This window comes from Chryseobacterium indologenes (assembly GCF_018362995.1).
GTDB lineage: Bacteria > Bacteroidota > Bacteroidia > Flavobacteriales > Weeksellaceae > Chryseobacterium > Chryseobacterium indologenes_G.
In genome coordinates this window covers 3,788,256-3,811,730 of record NZ_CP074372.1, presented here as the reverse complement: position 1 = coordinate 3,811,730, position 23,475 = coordinate 3,788,256, and the positions used below count along the sequence as shown (strand labels likewise).

The following is a 23,475-nucleotide window of genomic DNA, read 5'->3' as shown; positions in this document are numbered from 1 at the left end:
TAGTAAAAAATAATTTAAAAAAACAAAACCGTTGCTAAAAAAGCAACGGTTTTTTAATAAAAAAGCCATCGCAAAACGCGATGGCTTAAAAAAATCAATCTAATTATGGACTATATCTTATAAATTCGGGTTATTCTCAAACTCTCTCTGAGGAATACTGAATAAATAATAGTTACTGTTGGGTGTAAAAGCAGATTTATCCGGGAAATCAAGAACAGAATGCCCTTTACCGTCTACTGTTTTCACTGTTCCTTCTGGTGTAGTGATCTGAACTTTTATAGGTTTGCCATCAGCATCTACAAACGGTTTTCTTACCACAGTCCCCTGCGTTCTGATAATATCTGAAAGGGAAAACCCTTCTCCAAATAATTCTTTTCTTCTTTCAATCAAAACTGCTGCTACAACGTCATTTTGTGATAAGGAACCATTGTAAATATTGGCATTTCTCGCTGATTTTAACTGGTTCAAGACTGTTACTGCCTGAGATACATTTCCGTTTCTGGCTTCGGCTTCAGCTTCAATCAGATACATTTCAGCCGCTCTCATGTAAACAATGTCTGCAATAAGGGTTGGCTTAAATTTAAACTTAGCATACCTCAGCAATCCTTCTCTACCTTTCTGCCCATCCCATGAAAATAACTGAGACCTGATATCATTGGTATCAAAAAGATCTTTAAAATAAGGATCCGCCATAAAACTGTAATAATAACTTCCTGATGAAGAAACATCCAGATAATGGAAGGCATAACTTTCATCGGACTGTTCCTGGGTCTGTGCATGTCCCCAGATCCATTCAGCATTGTTGATATCATTGAAGCCGTCTTTATATTTTTCTGGTGCCATCAGTGGGAAACCTTCTCTTGCAATTTTTGCAGATGCTGAAGCTTTGCTCCATTCACCTGTATTCAGATAAGTTCTGGCAAGAAGTCCGTTGACAACAGCTCGGTTAATCTTATCTTTATTATTTCTTGTATAAGTTTTCAACAGATTGTCTGCATCAGTAAGATCACTTTTAATTAAAGTATAAATTTCTTCAAGACTTGCTCTTTTCTTCCCTACAGTACTTGTTGTAGAAGGTTCAGTATAAATGGGAGCTGTTAATGCTGACTTATCTTTCAGATAACTGAACTGATAAAAGCTCGCCAGATTCAGATAACAGAAAGCACGCAATGCTTTTGCCTGTCCTTTCACCTGATCTTTTTTCTCCTGACTTCCTTCTGTTCCATCAATTCTTGTAATCACATTATTCATATTATTGATGGTTGAATACAACATCGTCCAGATGAACAAAGGTCTGCTTGCCGTACTGTTCACCATTTCTGTAAAAGCATAGGTAGAAGCAAAGCCATATTTATTGGTCAGTACCGCTAAATCACTTCCCATGGCATCACTAGCTCTTAAAACAGTGGAATACCCGATATTGGCATAGGTTGTTCCATCATTATTAAATTTTGCCCAGGTACCATTCACCACAGTTTCGGCACTTTCGGCTGTTTTGAAAACTTCTACGCTGCTGGCCTGATCAGTCGGAGCAGTATCCAGCTCACTTTCACAACTTGCCAGCGACAAAAATCCGATAAGAGCAAACGATAGATATTTTAATTTTTTCATTGTTTCAATTTTAAAGGTTAAAGTGTTGCCTGAAGACCAAAAGTGATCGTTCTCATTGCAGGATATCTGTAATACGTTGTTCCGTCCAATGCCTGCTCAGGATCCATTCCCTTATGTTTGTAGAAGGTCAGAAGGTTTTCTGCCTGGATATAAATTCTAAACTTTTTCAATCCTATTTTCTCAAAATAATCTTCCGGAAGGGTATATCCTAAGCTTACATTTTTAAGTCTTGCATACGTTCCGGAGTATAGGAATCTTGAAGATGTTGAGGTCCAGTTATTCGTTGTTGTACTCAATCCCGGAACATCCGTATAAGGATTTTCTGGGGTCCATCTATTCAACATTTCTGCGCTCCATGCACGTCCGCCGGCACTTCCGTTGTGCATAATGGAAGTATAATCGGTATCCAGAATCTTCCCTCCGATCTTGAATGTCAGTAATCCTGAAAAATCAAAATTCTTATAGGTAATACTTGTACTTAAACCTCCGGTCAGTTTAGGTAATGCGGAACCTTGTAAAAGTTTTGTAGCTTTTGAATATTCCGAAGTAGTTCCTTCAACTGAATTTCCGCTGGCATCTGTAGAGACCGTTTTCCACAATGGCTTTCCATTGCTTGGATCTACACCCACCCATTCCGGAATAAAGAAATCATATACAGAACCTCCTACCGTTAATAACTTGCTACCCACCACAAGAGAACCTCCTGGTAATTTGGTTACTTTGTTGTTTAAAGTACTCAGGTTTACATCTACATTCCATTGGAAATCCTCAGTTTTAACAGGTGTTGTAAATAATGAAAATTCAAATCCTGTATTCTGAATCGTTCCGATATTCGCCGGATAATCACTGATTCCCAACGACGGCGCAACCGGCATATTAAACAGAAGATCCTGGCTTTTTCTTTTGAAGTATTCGATATTTCCTTTAACCCTGTTATTCAGAATCGCGAATTCCAATCCTACATTCAAATTAAGGTTGGTTTCCCACTTTACATTATTGGTAGACGTTTTTTCAAGGGTTGTTCCCGGTTCTCCACCAAGGCTGATAAACCTGTATAACTCCTGATATGCATAATAAAGCGGCTGTCCGTTGGGTCTAAGTAATTTATCATTCCCCTGACCTCCGTAGCTGGCACGCAATGTTAATTGATTAAAAACATTCAGGCTTTTTACAAATTCTTCATTGGATATTTTCCATGAACCTCCCACTGACCAGAATCTCCCCCATCTGTTATCCTTCGCAAATCTTGAAGAACTGTCTGCTCTTCCTGATGCTGATAAAAAGTAAGTATTGTTATAATCATACTCTACCTTTCCAAGGAAACTCAATAAGCTTAATTTATTACTGTTTCCACTGAAACTTCCCAGTAGAGAAGCTGCATCCGGCTCATAGTAATAAGGCAGTGAGAACTGACTTCTTGTTCCTGAAATAGTTTGATAATCGTATTTATAGAATTCATGTCCTGCCAGAGCATTTACGTGGTGCTTCCCAAATTTCTTATCGTATGTCAGAATATTGCTGGTTGTATAAGAAAGTGTTCTGGTATTGGTTTTCGTTACTGAACCTCCAATCTCAGCGCCTTGTCCCAGCAACGGATTTGAATAATAATGTCCGTTATAATTCACCAAATCAACAGAAAAACTCGTTTTGAATTTCAACTCCGGTAAGAAAGTGAATTCCATGAATCCTTTTCCTGAGAAGTTATCTTCTTTATTTTCGTTTTTATCTAATGGCAATGTTGCAGCTGCATTCTGATTCTGAAGTGCATTGGTAGGTCTGTACTTTCCAAAATCATAAATCGGGTTACCGTCTGCCCCTAAAATATAGCTTCCGTCTTCATTTCTTTCATAATAAGGATAAAATGAAGGAATAAATCTAGCAGCATTGATGATATTGCTGGCCTTAGAATCTGAAGAAGTCGGCGCTTGTTGAATGCTGTTTGTGTAACTTAAGTTTACCCCAACATTCAGCCATTTTTTTACTTCAGAATTGATCTTTAATCTGGTATTGTATCTTTTAAATCCTGATTCAATCGCCATCCCTTTATCATCCAGATATCCCAATGAAAAGAAATAATTACTTTTTTCACTTCCTCCGCTGATATCAAGATCTACCTGATTTCTTGAAGCCACTCTCTGCAGAATATCTCTCCAGTCATCATTCCAAAGTGGTGATGCACCGGGTAATAATTTCCCATCTGTTCCTACAGGTTTCGGATATGCTGTTCCATATGGATTGATCCCAAGAGTAGAGACAAGGTTGTCTGTTGCCATTTGCGCAGCCTGCTGAGAAGATACTTTTCCAGACTGGTATCCGTTTCTCAAGGCTTCCCAGTATAATTGAAAGTATTGGTCTGTACTTACCTGTTCGTAATCTTTTACAGCTCTTCCGGAAAATCCCTGACTGATATTAAAATTAACTTTTGCTTCTCCTTTTTTACCTGATTTTGTGGTAATGATGATAATCCCGTTTGCTCCTCTTGACCCATACAACGCACTCGCTGTAGCATCTTTCAAAACACTGATGGATTCAATATCACTTGGGCTTATAGAGTTAATATTTCCGTCAAAAGGAATTCCGTCTACCACATATAACGGATCGCTGGAAGCACTTATTGAACCAATCCCCCTGATCCGGATGGTAGAAACCGCACCAGGCTGTCCCGATGCACTCGTTGTCTGAATCCCGGCAACCTGCCCTTCCAATGCCTTGGTTATATTGGTTACAGGTCTGTTATTGATCTTATCACTTGAAATTGTAGCAACGGAACCGGTATAGCTGTTTCTTTTAGCTTTTCCATAGGCTACGACTACAACTTCATCAATTTCTTTTTCATGAAGGCTATCCTTTTTCGGCTTGGAATTCTGTGCATGTACACCGGTAACTCCAAGAAAAAATGCAGCAACCGGAGGAATCCAGGCTTTAGCAGAGAATAGGTTTTTGCTAATCATAATCAATTTTATTTATCATATATTAAAATTTTGCCCTTTGCAGAAAAGTCAGCAAAGGGCATCGATAAATACGATTAACCAATTGCTTATTTTTCCTTAAAAGGCTGAACGTAACACCTTGCCCAATGGGTAGGTTGTCAAGATTTCATAGGGTCAGTTCCCTCCATCTTTCTTTATAAGCCGATCGAAATATGGTTGCAAAGCTAAAAACTTTTAGTCTACAAAACAAGTAGACTTATTATTTTTTCATGATAATTTTTCAAAAATTAACATAAGATTTTAATAAAACCCATTACTGCAAGGAGTTGTAGTTATTATCATTTTATCAAACATGACAAATATCATTATTAATAATTCAATTCAATAAAAGTCAATCTATGCTGAAATTTCTGATCATTAATTAAAAAAAGTTTCTAAATTTATAGTATGAAAGTTTTGATTATAAACGGACCTAATCTCAACCTGTTAGGCACTAGAGAACCTGAAATCTATGGAAATGTTTCTATGGAAAGCTATTTGGAAATTTTAAAATCCGAGTTTCAATCTCATGAATTAAAATATTACCAGTCAAATATTGAAGGGGAACTTATTAACAGACTTCAGGAAGACGATTTTGATGCTGTAATAATTAATCCGGGAGCTTTTACCCATTATTCTTATGCAATAGCTGACTGCTTGAAAAACATTAGAAAACCAAAGCTTGAAGTTCACATCAGCAATATCTACAAAAGAGAGGAATTCAGGCAGAAGTCTGTAACGGCAGCAAATACGGATGCAGTTTTATCTGGTTTTGGGATGGATGGGTATAGGTTGGCTTTATTAAGCTTGAAGTAATTTTTCGGCTTATATTCTTCCTATAGATTGCACAGCAGATATAAAAAATAAAAAAGCCTCATCAATGATGAGGCTTTTTTGTATGCTATTAATAACTATTAGATAGTTTGTTCCTGCAATTGAGGTCCTGAAGCAACTAATTTCTTACCTTCTTCAGTATCACAGTACTGCTCAAAATTTTTGATATATCTTGATGCAAGATCTTTTGCTTTTTCTTCCCATTCTGAAGCACTCTCATAGGTATCTCTAGGATCTAAAATACCTGTAGAAACGTTTGGTAACTCAGTTGGAATCTCAAGGTTCATGATTGGAACCTGAGTTTTAGGAGCATTATCGATAGAACCGTCAATGATTGCATCAATAATTGCTCTTGTATCTTTCAGAGAAATTCTCTTTCCAGTACCATTCCAGCCTGTATTTACTAAATAAGCTTTAGCTCCGTGCTCCTGCATTTTACCGATCAATGTTTTAGAATACATTGTTGGGTGTAATGTAAGGAATGCTTCACCAAATGCCGGAGAGAAAGATGGCTGAGGTTCAGTAATTCCTCTTTCCGTTCCTGCTAATTTTGATGTATAACCGCAAAGGAAGTGGTATTGAGCCTGATCTTCATTCAAGATTGAAACCGGAGGAAGTACTCCAAATGCATCTGCAGAAAGATAAACGATCTTCTTCGCATGACCAGCCTTAGATGGCAATACAATTTTGTTGATATGATAAATTGGATAAGAAACTCTTGTATTTTCTGTGATTGATCCGTCTGTATAATCTGCTAGTCCATTGTTCACAACAACGTTTTCAAGAAGTGCATCTCTCTTGATGGCAGCGAAGATATCCGGTTCTTTTTCTTCTGATAAGTCGATAACTTTAGCATAACATCCACCTTCATAGTTGAATACTCCGTTGTTATCCCAACCATGTTCGTCATCACCGATAAGGTATCTTTTCGGATCTGCAGACAAAGTAGTTTTTCCTGTTCCTGAAAGACCAAAGAATAAAGCTACATCACCTTTTTCTCCTACGTTAGCAGAGCAGTGCATTGAAGCCATTCCTTTTAATGGAAGGTAATAGTTCATCATCGCGAACATCCCTTTTTTCATCTCACCTCCGTACCATGTACCTCCGATGATCTGTAGTTTTTCAGTAAGGTTGAACATGATGAAGTTTTCAGAATTCAATCCTTGAGCTTCCCAGTTAGGGTTGATTGTTTTAGAACCGTTGATTACTGTGAAATCAGGTTCTCCAAAGTTTTCAAGCTCATAGTGAGAAGGACGAATAAACATATTAGTAACAAAATGCGCCTGCCATGCTACTTCAACGATAAACCTTACTTTAAGTCTCGTATCCGCATTCGTTCCGCAGAATGTATCTACTACATAGATCTTTTTAGATTCAGCAAGCTGGTTCAGCACTAGTTCTTTACAAGACCCGAAAATTTCTGCAGTAGTAGGTAAATTTACTTTACCATCCCAGAAAATTGTATCTCTTGTAACATCATCCTGAACAATATATCTGTCTTTAGGTGAACGACCTGTGAAAATTCCTGTTTTTACTGATACTGCGCCAGATTCTGTAAGTTCAGCTTTCTCAAATCCCTGATTTTCAGGAGAAACTTCAGCCTGGTATAATTCTTCGTAAGAAGGATTGTACACTACTTCATAGTTTCCTTTAATCCCTAATTTCTCTAAATCCTGGATGATTTTAGTGTTTTTCATTTTACTTATATTTTCTATTTCTTTATTGACTTCAACAAAAATAATATTAATTATTTGTTAAAGGTGGTTTAAATATACTGATATAAGTCAGAATGACAAATAAAAAAACAGGAGCGTAATTATTTGATTATAAATCAATTATATTTTCCCATTCAAAAACAGTTGAAAAACCTTTCTCCCAAAAATAGTCTTTAAAGCCCCCAAATTTGGCACTCATTACAAAATCTCCCCCCCATGCGCCTAAACTTTTGACAAAAGAAGGGCAATCTGAGAAGAATTTTTCTTTAACTGTGGATATTTCAAGAAAATCAGCAATTTTACGCTCATGAATCATCATTAATTCAGAAAATATTTCCAATTCACTGCATAACATTATTTTTTTTGTGATATCTGAAAATTCATTCACCAATTCCGGAGACTTCTTTTTTGATTTGTAAAAGTTGATTCCTTCTCTACTATCCTGCTTCTGATTTAAATGAATAAAAATCAGTTCATTTTTAAATGAAGGATTGAAATCTACTTTCTCATATTTAATCTCAGGTTTGCTTTGGAAAAGAACTGCAGATTTTTCTTTTGCAACTGCGATATCATATCCACTTCCGCCTAAACTAATGGTATTAAGGTGAAAAGGATCAATCTCTGCCCATTCTGCAAGATTGTTCATCAATGTGGAACTGCTCCCAAGACCATAATTCGCAGGAAACTGAAGGTTGGTCTTTAAATGGTAAGTAAGAGTGGACTTGAATTTAATATTAGAAAACTGCTGAACATTCTTTAATGTTTTAACAATAAATTCAGCGCTTGATGGAATATTGGTTTCTAAGATCTGCCAGTTTTTATAATCAATGACAGCCTTCAACCAGAATTTGTTTTGATGATAAGCCTCCCAAAAAATAAGTGACTTGCCATCTTCTTTTTCTTCAAAAAAAAACTCTTGTCCCAGCTTGGTAGGTACCGCTAAGACAAGAGCTCCATCGATTGCGAAATATTCTGAAGTAAGCATAAGCTTGCCCGGTGAAAATATCGCGTTCATATATTTTTAATTAGATTGCAGAAGCAGCATCTACTGATCCGTCAATTTTTTTGATCAATCCCTGAAGGGTTTTCCCTGGTCCTACTTCTACGAAGTTAGAGGCACCATCTTTAATCATATTCTGAACAGATTGTGTCCATTTTACAGGACCGGTAAGCTGAGCGATCAGGTTTTGTTTGATCTCGTCAGGGTTTGTTACCGCTGTTGTAGTGATATTCTGATATACAGGAATTGTTGCTTTTCTGAATTTTGTTTTTTCGATAGCTGCCGCCAGTCTTTCCTGTGCAGGCTGCATCAATGGTGAATGGAAAGCTCCGTTTACCGGTAGTAACAATGCTCTTTTAGCTCCTGCTTCTTTCAGTTTTGCACAAGCTTCTTCTACTGAAGGTGTTTCTCCTGAGATCACCAATTGCCCCGGGCAGTTATAATTTGCAGGAACCACAATTCCGCTGATCTGTGCACAGATTTCTTCAACCTTAGCATCATCTAATCCTAAGATAGCAGCCATAGAACTTGGATTGGCATCACAAGCATCCTGCATAGCTTTTGCTCTTTCGGAAACTAATTTCAAACCGTCATCAAAGGATAAAACTCCATTGGCAACCAAGGCTGAAAACTCTCCTAAAGAGTGTCCTGCAACCATTTCAGCACCAAGACCGTTTACGGCTTTTAATGCTGCTACTGAATGTATAAATATTGAAGGCTGGGTAACCTCTGTTTTTTTAAGATCCGCATCCGTTCCGTTAAACATAATGGAAAGAATGTCGAAACCTAAAATTTCATTGGCAGATTCCATCAGATCTTTAATATCTTTTCTAGAATCATACAATTCTTTTCCCATTCCTACGAACTGAGAACCCTGCCCTGGAAATACAAGTGCTTTCATGTATTGAATTAAATATTATGCAAATATAACTATAATGTTAACAATATTCTTTTAATGAGCTATAAATCATGTTAAGGTACCAGCCTGATTACCCTGTAACCGGTGTTTACATAAGCACCATTAGCTTTAGATTTTACAAACTCAAATTTTGTAGCAAGCTGAGTCTGAACTTTATTCATCTGTTTAAAGATCTCACCTTTTTTATTTTCTCTGGTTAACATGTCGTTTACTACATCAAAACCTACGATAGCGTATTTTGGAGGAGTTTTACAGTATTTGCTTTTATAGGCGGCAAGAATTTCTTTTTCAAAACCACCTTCTGTATTGATCTTTCTGTCCATAAGATACACCAGACTTGCCTGGCTCAGCTCGTCAACTTTCTTCTCAAAAGTTGGAGAATAGAACATACTGAATGCTTTCACACCCTGTACTTCCTTAGAAATAGTGATGACCCTGTTAGCAAAAGCATCTCCAGCTGCATTATCATCATTAGCCAGAATGGCAATAACCGGAGCAGACTGACCTGTCATCATATTCTGATCAGGCTGAATATCTGCCGGAGAGTTAACAATAATAATATTAGGGTTTTTTACCGCTTTTTCAAGCCCTGCTTTGATGTAATTGGCATTTTCTTTCTTTGCATCTGCCACTACATATATTTTCTGGTCAGAATAAATTCCTTTTACTTCTTCTACAATCTTATCAGCATACGTCTGATTGTTGGTTTCAACGATAATAAGATTACTGTAGTTATATAATTCCGGAGTGTTGGCAAATGGTGCAACAACCGGGATTTTCTGATTTTTGGTAAAATCAAGAACATCAATTACATTAGATTTAAAGAAAGGCCCGATAATAAGATCTGTATTATCAGGATTGATCTGCGTCAAAGAGTTTTTGAATGACGCTTCATTTCCTGAATCCACGATTTTGATATCCAGTTTTTGCCCACCTCTGGCATTTCTTTCAATAGCAAGTTTAGCTCCTGTTAAAAAGTCAAGTGCCATAGTTCTGTACTGGGTTTCGTTTGTACTGTACCCAAATGGAAGCATTAGGATCACACTAAGAGCATCACCGTTTTTCTTAATGTATGCTGCATCCTGCTTTTTGATCTTTAAAACCATGCCGGTTTTCAAACCATGAGAAAGGTCCGGGTTAAGGGCAATAAGTTCATCAATAGAAACCCCGAATTTATTCACGATGGAAAATACAGTATCTCCTTGTTGAACGGTATACGTTACATAATCATCTCCTGTAGCAACATTGGAAGAGGCAGTCGATTTCTCATTACCTGAATCCATTTTTGCTTTTGGATTTGCTGGTTCAGCAACGCTATCTGTGTTTGTATTAGTATGAGATGTTTTTACTTTAATGGTTTCGCCAGGTTTAAGGCCTTTTTCTTCCAATCCTGGATTTAAAGCAAAAAGATCCTGCTGACTGATTCCAAACTGTTTTGTAATTCTATAATAATTATCTTTAGCCTGGATTACATAAGATTCTCCTTCTACAGCAGCCGTTACAACTGCAGGAGTAATGGTTGTTATTGTTTTTTCTACAGGAGGTTCAGCATGTTTTTCTCCTGTTGTTACAGTCTGCTGAGTACCACCATATTTTTTGATGCTTGCAAGAGGCAAAGTAATTTCGTCTCCGATTTTCATATGAGAATCCAGTTCAGGATTCAGCTTTCTTAAATCAGTTTCAGAGATTCTGTATTGTTTTGTGATGCCATAAATCGTTTGTTTTGGCTGCAAAACAATTTTACCTAGAGAAGAAGTACTTACTGTTGAAGTTACTTTTTCTGCTGGGGCCGTTTTTGTCACAACCGGAGTGGCTGCTTTATCTGATTTTATAGTTAAAACATCTCCGATCGCCAGTTTGCCATCTTTATGTTTTGGGTTTAGCTTCAGCAATTCATCTACAGTCATTCCATACTTTTTTGCAATGTTGTAAGGATTGTCACCTTGCACAACCGTATGTGATTTCTGGGCTGAAACTCCCAAAACCATACATAAACTGGATAGAATAAAAAACCTCTTTATCATAGTCGATAATTATAATTTACAAAAATACTTCTTTAAAATTAAATGGCAACAATTATTAATTTTGAATCTTGAACCACCATTTCTTCCAAACAATTTTCAAGCCACGAATAGCCGTAATCTGAAAAGAATACACTAAAGTTATACACTCTTTCCTGCCATGTTTTTGCGGGATGAACATCTAAAAACAGATTTTCAAGTCTTTCCAGCAATTCATTCTGTTTTATTTTTTCAGCATTAAGCAGACGTTTTTTCATTCTCTTAAATGACTTTAGTTGTCGTACTTCTTCTGCCTTTACCATATTTCCGAAAGACTTTTCGGTTGTTTCTGCTGAAGCTCTCAATGCAGAAAAATTGCTAATCAACAATTCCTCTTTCTCGTCGAGTAATTGTAAAATCGGATTATCTTTTAAAATTTTATGATTGGTAAGTACGGTAAAATTCTGGAAAAAGTCTTCTATTTTAAGATCCAGTTTCTCAATTTTCCGTAATGTTTTCTCTTTCAGGAAAAGCATTGAGTTTCTTGGAATCAGTATAGGGAATGGGATATTAATTTTTGAAAAATAATCTTTAAGTTCCAGCCAGTACATAATTTCAGCATTTCCTCCAATATAAGCCAGATTCGGAAGTACATTTTCCTGATACACCGGTCGCATTAAAGCATTAGGACTAAATTTTTCCGGATGATTTTCTAATTCAGCCAGTATTTCTTCTTCTGTAAACTGAATCGTTTTATCTACAATAATGTATTTCTGTCCGTTAAATTCTATTCTGTCTCTGGTTTCAGAAAGATAGAAAAGGTTAATCTCGCGGGGATTTACCTGAACTTTCCCATATTTTTCTGTCAGAAAATCTACTTTATTCTTAGATGTTTTCTGTAAACCAAAGTGAAGAAGTTCATCTTTAAAGATCTCCTTCATTTGATTTTTAAGTTCTTTAGAATCTCCATCCAAAATCAAAAGCCCGAATTCTGAAAAAAGACGGTTGACAAGAATCTTAATTGCCTCCGTTAAAGTGTTTCCTGCTTTATAAGCTTCTTTCATCATTAAGATCAGCTCGGTTCCGAAAATAGAATCTTTGAATTCTTTTTCAAATTCAGAAATAAAATAAGTATCGCTGATCTGAATTCTTCCTACCGGACCACCTGACTTCTCATTGGTCTCATAATAATTATTTTCGGTTTTAAAATGATTGATCTCTGCAAAATCATGATCTTCTGAGGCCATCCAATATACCGGTACGAAATTAAAATCCGGGAAATTTTCTTTCAGATAGGTACATGTCTTTATAGTCTGCAGAATTTTATAGACAAAGAAAACAGGTCCCGAAAACAGGTTCAATTGATGTCCCGTCGTAATAGTAAATGTATTAGGTTGTCTAAGATTTTCAAGATTTTCTCTCTGTTTTGAAGAAAGAGATAAGCTTGAGAGCTGGTTTTCGAACACCTCTGATAAAACTTCTCTCTTCCCCGATGAAAAAGAGTCTTTTTTCAGATGAATCTGTTGTTTAAAATGATCTAAAGAAAATGTATTATTTTCAAAACCCTCAATTTTCTGAGTCAAAAAATCTTTTACCAATTGAGGAATACTTTCTATATCGTTGAATGATATTTTATTTATTGTTTTCAACCTGTACAGTTTTTAGTTGAACAAATACCACACGATCCCGATATTCAATCTGAAATCATATACCGGATAATGTGGAAATGCATATGCTTTGTTATTGGAAATAACAGTTCCTATCTGCTGACCTTCTATGAAAAAGAACATCTTTTTAACTTTCATATTGATATAGATATCGGCGATAGGCTGTCCTCCAATTGAAAATGAATCTGCTCTTGGGAGGATATATTCGTTAAGAACAGGGAAATAATCTCTTGAGGCAAATTTAGAAAAGTAATATACTTTGATACCTGCCTGAATTTCTGCTGCTTTTTTGAATGCCTGTGTCTGGTAGAAGAAATTGGCTCTACCAATAAAGCCGGGCATAGGAAGCAATTCTTTATTTGTTAAAGTATTTTGGAAATGTACCCTTGTATTCAGATGGAATTTGTTGAAGCTGAATGTAGCATCACCTCCGATCTGAGAGATATTCACAGAATTATCACTTTGTTTTGGATTTCCGTTGCTGTCAAAATAAGTAAAGTTATCTATTCTGAAATAGTTGGCAAAAATCTCTGTTTTAAACCATTTCAAATTGATACTTCCACCCACTTCCATGACAGACTGGTTCTTTGCATTTTCAAGATAATAATTGAAATTGTTGTAAACGGAAGTATTCAACAAGTAATTAAACGAAGGATAGGCACTTTGGAAATTTACTTTGGCATTAACAAAATAATCTTTAATAGGCTCAAACTTTAGATTATTGGTTGTTTTAAGGTAGCTTTTGAACTGGCTTCCGTTTGAAAATTCAAGGAATGAATTCAGCTGGATTTTATCCCAAAGTTTTACCTGTAAGTTTCCTACCGCTCCGATTCTGTTTTCTTTAAGTTCACCAGGAAAAGGAACACCATTAAGGGCAACAATATCTCTTATTCCCAATTTGATCATCTGATAACGTACACCAGCATCAAGTTTGAATTTCTCATTATTAAAAATCAAGCTCACCGTATTGCTGAAGTTTTCAGAATATTTTTTTGTAGTCAATGGGAAACCATTAACCAATTCAGTAGGAGCATCATACCAATAAGATTCTAAAGCTGACTGGTTATAATAATATTTATTCCCCTGATGCGAAATAATATGTCTTATACTGAAAGGAAATTTTCCGGAATTAAATGGAGTGAACTGGTGGCTCAAGTAGTATCTTCTGTAAGAAAACTGTGAGCTGCTCGATGCCAGATTCACCTGGGCATTTTGTCTGTTGCTATAATTACTGTCACCATTCATAAAAAGATTATCTTCTGTAATACCCCCACTTTCCTGATTGTTTACATTTTGGTGAAGATAGTGAGCGAAAATTTCATAGTTTCCACTTTTTGAAATATAGTGACCTGAAAATAAAGTATTGTTATTCGCTGCTAATGAGTTTCTGTAAAGTCCCTGAGAACGAAGACCCATATACTCAAGAGCAAAATTAAATCTTTTTCCAATATTCTGGGTATAAGTAGATGTTAAAGCAGCCCCGTTTCGCATTGCATTATGATAAACAAATGTAGCGGTAGGTGTTTTTACATCATAGTATTTCACGTCATTGGCCCCAATGATCATATAAGATTTATTGGATGGTAGCAAAGATAGGTTCTGCTCATCATTCACTTCAAATACAAGAGGATTGAATCCCGATCCTATATTGGCAGTCTGTACTCTCCCAAAATTATCTTTATTATTTTGTTGTGAAAAGATATAGGTTTTATCAAAAGTCATTACGGTATCAAAAACTTTCTTTTCAGAAAACTGAGTCTGATACAGATAATCATTAATAGTAGGCTTGAAAATTTTCAGGGAATCTTTTTTCCCGGAATCTATCACAAGAGTATCTTCTTTTTTAGGTTGAGGCTTTGTATCAGCTTTATTAACGACCTGAGCCTTGGCTACAAAACTTAAAGAGAAGAGTATGAAAAGGATGTACTTCATTATTCATTATTGTACAGCAAAAATAAGAAATAAAAGGACATAAAAAACCCCTGCTTTGAGCAGGGGTTCTGTATAATATGATTATTGTATGATTAATAACCAGGGTTTTGCTGACAATTTGGATTGGCAGAAGTTTCTTGTACAGGTATAGGTAGTGTATACTTATAACTATCATTTGGTAAGTTAAGAGTCGGTAATGTGATAAAATCATCTTTAATGTTTCTATCCATTGTTACTCCTGCAACTGTAGCAAGTCTTTTTAAGTCAATATATCTGTGACCTTCTAGAGCAAGTTCAATTCTACGCTCTTTCAAGATATCAGCATAAGCAGATTGAGCATTAGCATATACAGGAGTTGTTGCAGTACCTAAATAGTTTCTAGCAACTCTCACCTGCTGAATAAGTGCCTGAGCCGAAGCTAAGTTACCTGCAGCGACTTCTGCTTCTGCTAAAATAAAGTACATTTCTGACAATCTGAATACTTTAAGGTCATTTCTTGTAGCTGTACTTGTTTTACCAGGATACTTATCAATAACCAATCTATCATTTCTAGAGTCAACATTTTGATAATTTGCAGAAATGATTGATGTTGGATCTATATAAGTGTATCTTCTAACATCCCCTTTATCAGGTTGTCCCGCAGGAGTATAAATTAAATTGAATAAGTTTCTACCTAAGAACCACATTGGAACTCCAGTTGCAGCTGATGCGTTTGTGTTCCATCTTGATCCGATAGTAGCACCAGCACCCAGAGGAAGTCTGTTAAGAGAGAAAAGAATCTCACCTCTAGATCTGTCATTCCATAAATTTCTATATGGATTAAACGACCCTAGTTGACCATTCCCATTTGAAGTTAAGTGACCTCCATAGAATGCATTATTCCAATTAGCAGAAGCTGGATTGGTAAGAGGACCCGAATCGCCACCAGCGCCACTATTTATAAGAGGGTTAAACCCTGTTATCGGAGTAGCAACAGTAAGTGAAATACCTGAATTATCTATTACTTCTTTAGCATATTGTTTAGCTAATGTAGTATTTCCTCTATACAAATTGAAACGAGCAGAAAGTGCATTAACAAATGCTTTACTTACAGTATATCTTGAAGGTTCAGTAGTAGAATATGCTAAAATACTTCTAGCATAATCCAAATCTGCATTAATAAAGTCATAAACGTCCTGATTCTTGGCTCTTGGTAACTTCGCATCAGTTGCCGGCACATCTTTTATAAGAATAACACCTAATCCATTAGGGTCCTTCATGTTAGGTGCAAAGTAAGATTCCAATTGAACATAGCAAAATGCTCTGATCGCTCTTGCCTGTGCAAGGATACTGTTATACTGAGCAACTTCATTAGCATTAGGAGTGATACTTTTAGCCCCTTCCAATAATCTGTTAACTCTATTAATTACTTTGTAATTGTTAAGCCAGATTCCATCACTTGAGCCAGTACTTACAGCCCCTCCTCCAACTACTTGAGTAGATGGATCTAGGAAAAATCTGTGTAGCTCGTACTCCTGACCACCACTACCGCTTCCAGGCTTAACTTCATCTGTAAAAACTGCAGTAAAATATATTTCATCAATTGGATCAAACAGAGCATAAACAGATCCATTTAAAGCTTCGTTTAAATTTGATACATTAGTAAATACTTCTTCAGGCTTCAATTCTCCAGCCTGTTTAATATCTAGTGCATCCTGGCAACTGTTTAAAGCAAATCCTGTTGCTGATAAAGTTGCTAAAATTAAAACTGTATTTATAATTCTTTTCATAATTCTTTTTTATTAAAAATCAACATTTAACCCAACTGATACTGTTTTAGGGTTAGGATATACATTTAATGAGTACGTAGTAACCGGCTCAGGGTCAAATCCTTTCCAGCTGCTCCATGTATATAGGTTTTCAGCCTGAACAAATACTTTAATTCCTTTAACAGGTAATTTTCCTAACTGATCTTTAGTAAATGAATATCCTAAAGAAACATTTTTAAGTCTTATGAAATCTGATTTATATAAGAATCTATCTGAAGAACCATCTGTACCAGCATTATCAGCAAATAAATTAGGTACGTCAGATCCAGTATTTTCCGGAGTCCAAGCATTCAATAAATTAGCAGATACATTAATATTAGCAGCCGCATAATCAGGATTCATTACCCAAGAGTATAAATTGTCATAAATATATCCTCCTTGTTGGTATGAGAATAATGTATCAAGGAACCATCCTTTATATTGGAAGTTAAATCCAAAACCTCCTGTAAATTTAGCATATGGAGATTTCCCTGTCAATCTTCTATCTGAAGGTTGTGGGTTTTCTGTAATATTTCCATTGATATCAAGGAATTGCATATTTCCATTTGCAGCGTTTACTCCTACGTATGGATATAGTTGATACTGACTAGCAGGACCTCCGATAGCATTAACAACATCTCCTGACAAATCTTCGTTACTCATTGAAACGATTTTGTTAGAGTTGTAAGCACCATTAACAAAGATTGATAGCTTAGTGTTCTCTGTTCTTATTGCATTAAACCTGATTAAACCTTCAACTCCTTTGTTATCAAGGATTCCATCATTTCCTCTAATACCGTAAGTACCTGTAACAGCTGATCTTTGTAAAGTATTGAACATTCTTGTAGTTCTCTTTTGATAGTAGTCAAAGCTACCTTCTACAAGACCTTTATAGTTAAAATCAACACCGACATTCGTTTGTTTTACCTGCTCCCACTTTAAATATGGATTCGATAAGTTCACAAAGTTATATCCTAACAAGTTTTGGTATCCTGAGATTCCTGAATATAAATCAAGGAAGTTATTTGGAAGTAAAGCTAATGGGTTTTGGTTATTAGCTGCAACTCCTAAATTCTGGTTACCTGTAGTACCAATTGATGCTCTTAGTTTAAGCAATCTGAATCCAGAGTTAGACATGAAATCTTCTTTATCAATATTCCATCTTACAGCAGCTGACCAGAACGTCTCCCATCTGTTAGTAGGTAAGAAACGGTATGATCCATCTCTTCTGATAACCCCACTTACTCCATATTTATCTTTATAGTCATAGTCTAATGTACCGAAATAAGCTAAAGTTCCAGCAGTTACTTTTGAAGCACCTACAGTAGGTCTGTAAATATTAGGTGTATCAGGATTAAAAGGAATGTATCCTGTTCCTGCACCAAACTGCCACTGTAATGGGTTTAATCCGTTTTGAGTTTGTGTATTTGTATTTACATGAGCTTTGATATAATCCATGTAAGCAGCTACCGAAACAGTATGATCACCGAATGTCTTGTTGAAAGTAATGTTTGTAATACTGTTAAATGTCAGATCTTGAGTTGTAGTAAAACTTTCTGATCCTCCATATTTAGCCCCTGCTCCTGCAGCTACAGCTGTAGATAAATAACCTTGAGCTCCTCTAGCAAAAATTCTTTCGTATTCTTTATATTCTATGCCTGTTCTGTTACCTACACTTAGGTAATCAGTAAGCTTATAATTTACATTCGCATTAGCAGAAATACTTAATTCAGTAAATCTGTTTCTTACTCCTCCATTAATGTTATCCTGAAGAATCCAAGCTCTGTTTCCTGCACTATTTTGTCCAATAGCATTGAAAAGCTGTACCCCATTAGAATACGGATTAGGCGCTACATAAGAAGGTGAAAGCACACTTCCAAATAATGCATTTTGGATTACATTGGAACTAATTCCTGTATTTTCTTCATCATCTAACTGGTTTCTTTTAGAGTATCCTAAACCTAGAATTGTCCCAAAAGTTAATCTACCATCTTTAGACTTACCACTTAAGTTATTTCTTAAGGTAAATCTCTTGAAATCTGTAGACTTTACAGTACCTTCACTATCTAAATATCCTAAAGACAAGAAGTTGTTTATATTTTCTCCTCCTCCTGTAATAGCTAGGTTATGCTGCTGGGAAATACCTACTTGAGTAAATTGTTTTCTCCAGTCAGTATCTATTGCCCAGTTATCAATATCTTCCTGAGATAAGCCCTGGTCTGCAGCGAACCCACCTCCATAAATTTTTTGTATTTGTAATTGTTGTTTAGCGCTTGACATATTATAGTCAGGCTTTGGTATCATTGAAAAAGAGGTCAATGCATCATAAGAAATCCTTAGTCCAGAATTAAATTTCCCTCCTTTTGTTGTAATTACAACAACTCCATTTGCAGCTCTGTTACCATAAATCGCTGTAGCTTGTGCATCTTTCAGAATACTGAATGTCTCAATATCATAAGAGTTTAAGTTTCTAAACTGTGAACCTGAAGTGATAACACCATCTACTACATACAACGGATCTCTTGAACCATTCAAAGAGCTCATACCTCTAATCAAGATATTGAATTTACCAGAACCTGGAGAACCAGATCCAGAGTTAATAACAATACCTGGTGCTGTTCCTTGAATTGAATTCAGAACAGAAATGTTAGGTCTGTTTTCTAATGTTTCAGCACCTACTGTCACTGAAGAAGTTGTAGATTTTGCTTTTGTAGCGGTCTTACTATATCCTAAGACAACTACTTCCTCAATTTTTGTCTCCTTGTCTTTTTTGTCCTTGGAGTCTTTTTCCTGAGCAAATACAGCCTGTCCTGTAAAAAACAAAACACCAGCCGTTAATACACGTAATTTAACATTCATATTAACAAATTTTAATATATTTTAGGAGCAAATATGTTAATAAATATTAACACTAGCAAATTTTTCAGATTCACAAATCTTAGATATATTCATGATAAACTAATTCAAACCCACCACACACATCATAATTCATAATATTGCCCGTTAAAAATTATTATAATTTAAATCAAAAACTCAAAATACTCACTTTTTAACACTTTCAAGACAATCAAAAAATAATTATTTATAATTATTCTAAATTGCAACGATGCTAATTTTCAAGCATCTAGGTGTTTTTTTAATTTAGTATCATCTTTGATTTAATTCTTCAACAATGCAAATATCTTCTTTCATTAAACTTAAAAAATAAACACGGGTTTCTTTTTAAAAGTAATATATTTATATCCTAAAATAAATTAAACATGAAAAAAATTGTTTTAACAACATTAGCCATAGCCAGTTTCAGTTTTAGCTTTGCACAAAATACACTTTCAGTAAATGGTGCTACAGGAGCACAATCCGTATTTGATGGCATTAACTCAACTACAGGTAAGACATTTAAATATGATGAAATTGCAGGAGATTCCCCATATATTGGCAAAGAATTTTCCGATGCAAAGATTGCTGTTAATTATGAACAGGTTCCTATACGCTATAATAGCTACACTGATGAAATTGAATTTAAGAAAAACGGAAATATTCAGGTTCTTCCAAAAACAACTGATTTTTCAAGAATTGAAATTCTGTCACCTAAACGGGTGATCGTATTACTCGATACTTCAGATGATTTAAATGGATATTTCTTTGAATTGGTGAACGGAAAAAACACTTTATACAAAAAAATCAAAACTAAATTTACTGATGTTGTTCCGGCTGCAAATTCTTACGCAAGTGAAAGACCAGCCAACTTTAAGACACAAGCGCCAGTATATTACATCAAAACAGATAAAGGCTTTATAAAGAAACCTAAAAATCAAAAAGAAATCATTGAACAATTCCCTGATAAAAAAGATAGTTTAAGTGGTTTCTTTAAGTCCAATAAAATAAAATTTGATAAAGACGAAGATTTGATAAAGCTTGTTACTTTTTTGAATCAGAATTAAAAATATTTAGAAGTATTATAATAAAAAAGCAGGCATCTGAGATGCCTGCTTTATATTTTATCTGAAATTATTATTTTAGTTTCTTCTTAACTGCTACTTCTTCGTAAACTTCAAGAATATCACCGATTTCAATATCATTATAACCTTTAAGGTTCAGACCACATTCGTAACCTTTTGTTACTTCTTTAACATCGTCTTTGAAACGCTTCAAGCTTTCAAGTTCTCCGTCGAATTTAACAATACCGTCTCTTAATAGACGCACTTTCGATTGTCTTGTAACTTTTCCGGTAAGAACCATACATCCGGCAATTGAACCAACTTTAGAAATCTTGAATACCTCACGGATTTCAACATTACCAATTACCTGCTCCTGAATTTCCGGAGAAAGCATTCCTTCCATTGCTTCTTTTACCTCGTCTATAGCTTTATAGATTACAGAATATGTTCTGATTTCAATTTCCTCACGGTCTGCAAGTTCTTTTGCATTAGCACCTGCTCTCACATTGAATCCAATGATAATTGCATCTGATGCTGCCGCTAAATTGATATCAGATTCAGTGATCTGTCCTACACCTGAGTGAAGAATTTTCACGCTGATTTCCTCTGTTGATAATCTTTGTAACTGGTCAGAAAGTGCTTCCACAGAACCATCCACGTCACCTTTAAGAATAATATTCAATTCTTTGAATTCTCCTAAAGCAATACGTCTACCTAGTTCTTCAAGCGTTGTATGTTTTTTCGTTCTGATAGAAAGTTCTCTCTGAAGCTGCTCTCTCTTATTAGCAATAGCCTTACCTTCACTTTCGTCAGCATATACACGGAATTTATCACCAGCTGTTGGCGCTCCGTCCAAACCTAAGATTGTTGCAGGAATTGAAGGACCTGCTTCCGCAAGGTTTTTCCCTCTTTCATCTAGTAAAGCTTTTACTTTACCGTGATTTTTACCAGCTACTACATAGTCTCCAACTCTTAAGGTTCCGGTTTGTACTAGCATTGTAGCAACATAACCTCTACCTTTATCTAAAGATGCTTCAATAACAACACCATTTGCAGAACGATCAGGATTCGCTTTTAGTTCAAGCATTTCAGCTTGTAATAAAACTTTCTCCAATAATACATCTACATTATTACCAAACTTCGCTGAAATCTCCTGCGCCTGAACATTTCCTCCCCATTCTTCAACTAAAACCGGAGGGTTTAAGCCTGAAAGCTGTTGACGAATATTATCAGGGTTTGCATTTGGTTTATCAACTTTATTGATTGCAATAATCATTGGCACCTGTGCAGCCTGCGCGTGAGCAATTGCCTCTTTCGTTTGTGGCATTACATCATCATCGGCAGCAATTACAATAATCGCAATATCCGTGATCTGTGCACCTCTCGCTCTCATTGCTGTAAAGGCTTCGTGACCAGGAGTATCTAAGAATGTAATTCTCTGACCGTTTTCCAGTTTCACGTTATAAGCACCAATGTGCTGTGTAATACCTCCGGATTCACCTGCAATTACGTTAGTTTTTCTAACATAATCCAATAATGAAGTTTTACCGTGGTCAACGTGTCCCATTACAGTAACTACCGGTGCTCTTGACACTAAGCTTTCTTCGCTGTCGATTTCATCTTCGCTATCGCCTTCTTCAAGGTCAGCATCCGAGAATTCAATTTTATAACCAAACTCATCTGCTACCAATAATAGGGTATCAGCTTCAAGTCTTTGGTTCATGGTAACCATTACCCCTAGTGAAAAACAAGCAGAAATTACTTCAGTTGGAGAAACGTTCATCAAACTTGCCAATTCACCTACAGTAATGAATTCTGTTACTTTAAGAGTTCTGTCCTGTGCTTCAAGCTCCTGCTGACGCTCATCCTGCTCTCTACGGAAAGTTCTTTTATCTTTTCTGTGTTTTGCAGATTTAGATTTACCTCCTTTATTAGTAAGCTTTTCTAATGTTTCTTTAATCTGATTTTTAACTTGCTCGTCAGTTAATTCAACTGGCATAACTCTTTGTCCAGGTCTGTTGTTTTGGCCACCTTTTTTGAAGCCACCACCACCTTGTCCCTGACGGTTTCCACCACCTTGGTTGTTTCCAAAACGGTTCCCACCTTGACCCTGGCCACCCTGACCTTGAGGACGATTTCCTTGCCCTCCTTGCCCTTGACGGTTTCCACCTTGTCCACCGTTATTATGCGGACGGTTTCCTTGGCCTTGTCCACCTTGGTTATTATTATTTCCTGAGTTTTGATTATTCCCCTGACCTTGTTGGTTATTCTGGCCACCAGGTTTTTCAATTCTCTTTCTTTTCTTTTTTGCCCCGGCACCTGGTTTTGGTGCAAATTGAGTCAAGTCAATCTTTTCTCCAACGATCTTAGGACCGTCAAGTTTTTGATATACTGTCTCAATTTTCTGAGGTTCCTGAGATTCAGGCTCAGCCTCTGCTTTTGGAGTTTCCACTTTTTTCTCCTCTACAACAGCTGGTTTTGGAGTTTCTTTTACTGGTTCCACAGGTTTTACTTCTTCTTTTTTCTCCTCCATTTTTGGCTTGTCTTTTTTCACAGGTCTGTTTCTAGATTCTATTTGAGACAAATCAATTTTATCCAAAACTTTGAATTCCTGCTTTTCAGGAGCTGCTTTTACTTCCGGCTGTTCTTCTTTCACGATTTCTTCTTTCTTTTCTTCAACCGGTGTTGCAACAGGAGCCACAGGAGCTGCAGGAGCTTCCTCAACTTCAGGCTTCTTAGGTTCTAGATCAATTTTACCTAAAATTCTAGTTTCTGGTTTATTTGCTTTAGCTCTTATCACTTCAGGGGTTTTCTTTTCTTCAATTTCCAGTTTTTCTTCCGGAACTTTAGTGATCACCACCTCATGGGAAGCCTTTCTTTGTTCGCCGTCTTTAGCAAACTCAGCCTCCAATGCAGAATATGCCGATTCTTCCAATTGAGCGTTAGGATTGCCTTCAACCTCGAAACCCCTTGACTGTAAAAACTCTACTAATCTGGACATCGAAATGTTGAATTCCTTAACCGCTTTATTTAATCTAATTTTTGGCATCTATATTATTTACTGTTTTTTAATTTTTAAAATTAAAGTATTTCCTTTTTACTG

General features: G+C 36.0%; 13 protein-coding genes and 1 riboswitch. Of the genes, 2 read left to right on the top strand and 11 right to left on the bottom strand.

Annotated elements, in window-relative coordinates:
• Positions 1–117: 117 nt before the first annotated feature.
• Both DYR29_RS17190 and DYR29_RS17185 read right to left on the bottom strand, forming a co-directional pair.
• Positions 118–1,611: a RagB/SusD family nutrient uptake outer membrane protein gene (locus tag DYR29_RS17190; RefSeq protein ID WP_213277834.1), complete on the bottom strand. Its 1,494-nt coding sequence runs from the start codon at positions 1,609–1,611 to the stop codon at positions 118–120.
• Between the two features lie 17 nt (positions 1,612–1,628).
• The gene (locus DYR29_RS17185) at positions 1,629–4,562 is read right to left on the bottom strand and encodes a SusC/RagA family TonB-linked outer membrane protein (RefSeq protein WP_213277833.1); all 2,934 of its coding nucleotides are present in this window, start codon (positions 4,560–4,562) and stop codon (positions 1,629–1,631) included.
• An 83-nt stretch (positions 4,563–4,645) separates the two neighbouring features.
• Positions 4,646–4,744, bottom strand: a riboswitch (SAM riboswitch).
• A 244-nt stretch (positions 4,745–4,988) separates the two neighbouring features.
• Here DYR29_RS17185 and DYR29_RS17180 point away from each other — a divergent pair.
• Positions 4,989–5,396 carry a type II 3-dehydroquinate dehydratase gene (locus DYR29_RS17180; protein WP_213277832.1) on the top strand — a complete coding sequence of 136 codons (408 nt, stop codon included), beginning with the start codon at positions 4,989–4,991 and terminating at the stop codon, positions 5,394–5,396.
• A gap of 98 nt (positions 5,397–5,494) precedes the next feature.
• Here DYR29_RS17180 and pckA read toward each other — a convergent pair whose 3' ends face one another.
• The 8 genes from pckA to DYR29_RS17140 all read right to left on the bottom strand — a co-directional run bounded on the left by pckA (position 5,495) and on the right by DYR29_RS17140 (position 19,293).
• Positions 5,495–7,111 carry a phosphoenolpyruvate carboxykinase (ATP) gene (pckA, locus tag DYR29_RS17175; RefSeq protein WP_213277831.1) on the bottom strand — a complete coding sequence of 539 codons (1,617 nt, stop codon included), beginning with the start codon at positions 7,109–7,111 and terminating at the stop codon, positions 5,495–5,497.
• Between the two features lie 127 nt (positions 7,112–7,238).
• Positions 7,239–8,144: a GYDIA family GHMP kinase gene (locus DYR29_RS17170; protein WP_213277830.1), complete on the bottom strand. Its 906-nt coding sequence runs from the start codon at positions 8,142–8,144 to the stop codon at positions 7,239–7,241.
• Between the two features lie 10 nt (positions 8,145–8,154).
• Positions 8,155–9,030: an ACP S-malonyltransferase gene (fabD, locus tag DYR29_RS17165; RefSeq protein WP_047422329.1), complete on the bottom strand. Its 876-nt coding sequence runs from the start codon at positions 9,028–9,030 to the stop codon at positions 8,155–8,157.
• Between the two features lie 71 nt (positions 9,031–9,101).
• Complete coding sequence (locus tag DYR29_RS17160; RefSeq protein WP_249413527.1) at positions 9,102–11,072, bottom strand: amino acid ABC transporter substrate-binding protein; 1,971 nt, start codon at positions 11,070–11,072, stop codon at positions 9,102–9,104.
• Positions 11,073–11,110: 38 nt separating this feature from the next.
• The gene (bshC, locus tag DYR29_RS17155) at positions 11,111–12,697 is read right to left on the bottom strand and encodes a bacillithiol biosynthesis cysteine-adding enzyme BshC (RefSeq protein ID WP_213277829.1); all 1,587 of its coding nucleotides are present in this window, start codon (positions 12,695–12,697) and stop codon (positions 11,111–11,113) included.
• Positions 12,698–12,709: 12 nt separating this feature from the next.
• Entirely contained in the window at positions 12,710–14,647 is a 1,938-nt protein-coding gene (locus DYR29_RS17150; protein WP_213277828.1) for a putative porin, read from the bottom strand.
• Between the two features lie 92 nt (positions 14,648–14,739).
• Entirely contained in the window at positions 14,740–16,416 is a 1,677-nt protein-coding gene (locus DYR29_RS17145) for a RagB/SusD family nutrient uptake outer membrane protein (RefSeq protein WP_213277827.1), read from the bottom strand.
• Between the two features lie 12 nt (positions 16,417–16,428).
• On the bottom strand, positions 16,429–19,293 hold the full coding sequence (locus DYR29_RS17140) for a SusC/RagA family TonB-linked outer membrane protein (RefSeq protein ID WP_213277826.1): 2,865 nt from the start codon (positions 19,291–19,293) through the stop codon (positions 16,429–16,431).
• Positions 19,294–19,694: 401 nt separating this feature from the next.
• On the opposite strand from DYR29_RS17140, the gene DYR29_RS17135 reads away from it, so the two are divergent.
• Positions 19,695–20,375 (top strand): hypothetical protein, encoded by a 681-nt coding sequence (locus DYR29_RS17135; RefSeq protein WP_213277825.1) that lies wholly within the window; start codon positions 19,695–19,697, stop codon positions 20,373–20,375.
• 70 nt (positions 20,376–20,445) lie between these two features.
• Here DYR29_RS17135 and infB read toward each other — a convergent pair whose 3' ends face one another.
• Positions 20,446–23,421, bottom strand: coding sequence for a translation initiation factor IF-2 (gene infB, locus DYR29_RS17130; RefSeq protein ID WP_213277824.1), 2,976 nt, complete (start codon positions 23,419–23,421; stop codon positions 20,446–20,448).
• Positions 23,422–23,475: the final 54 nt, after the last annotated feature.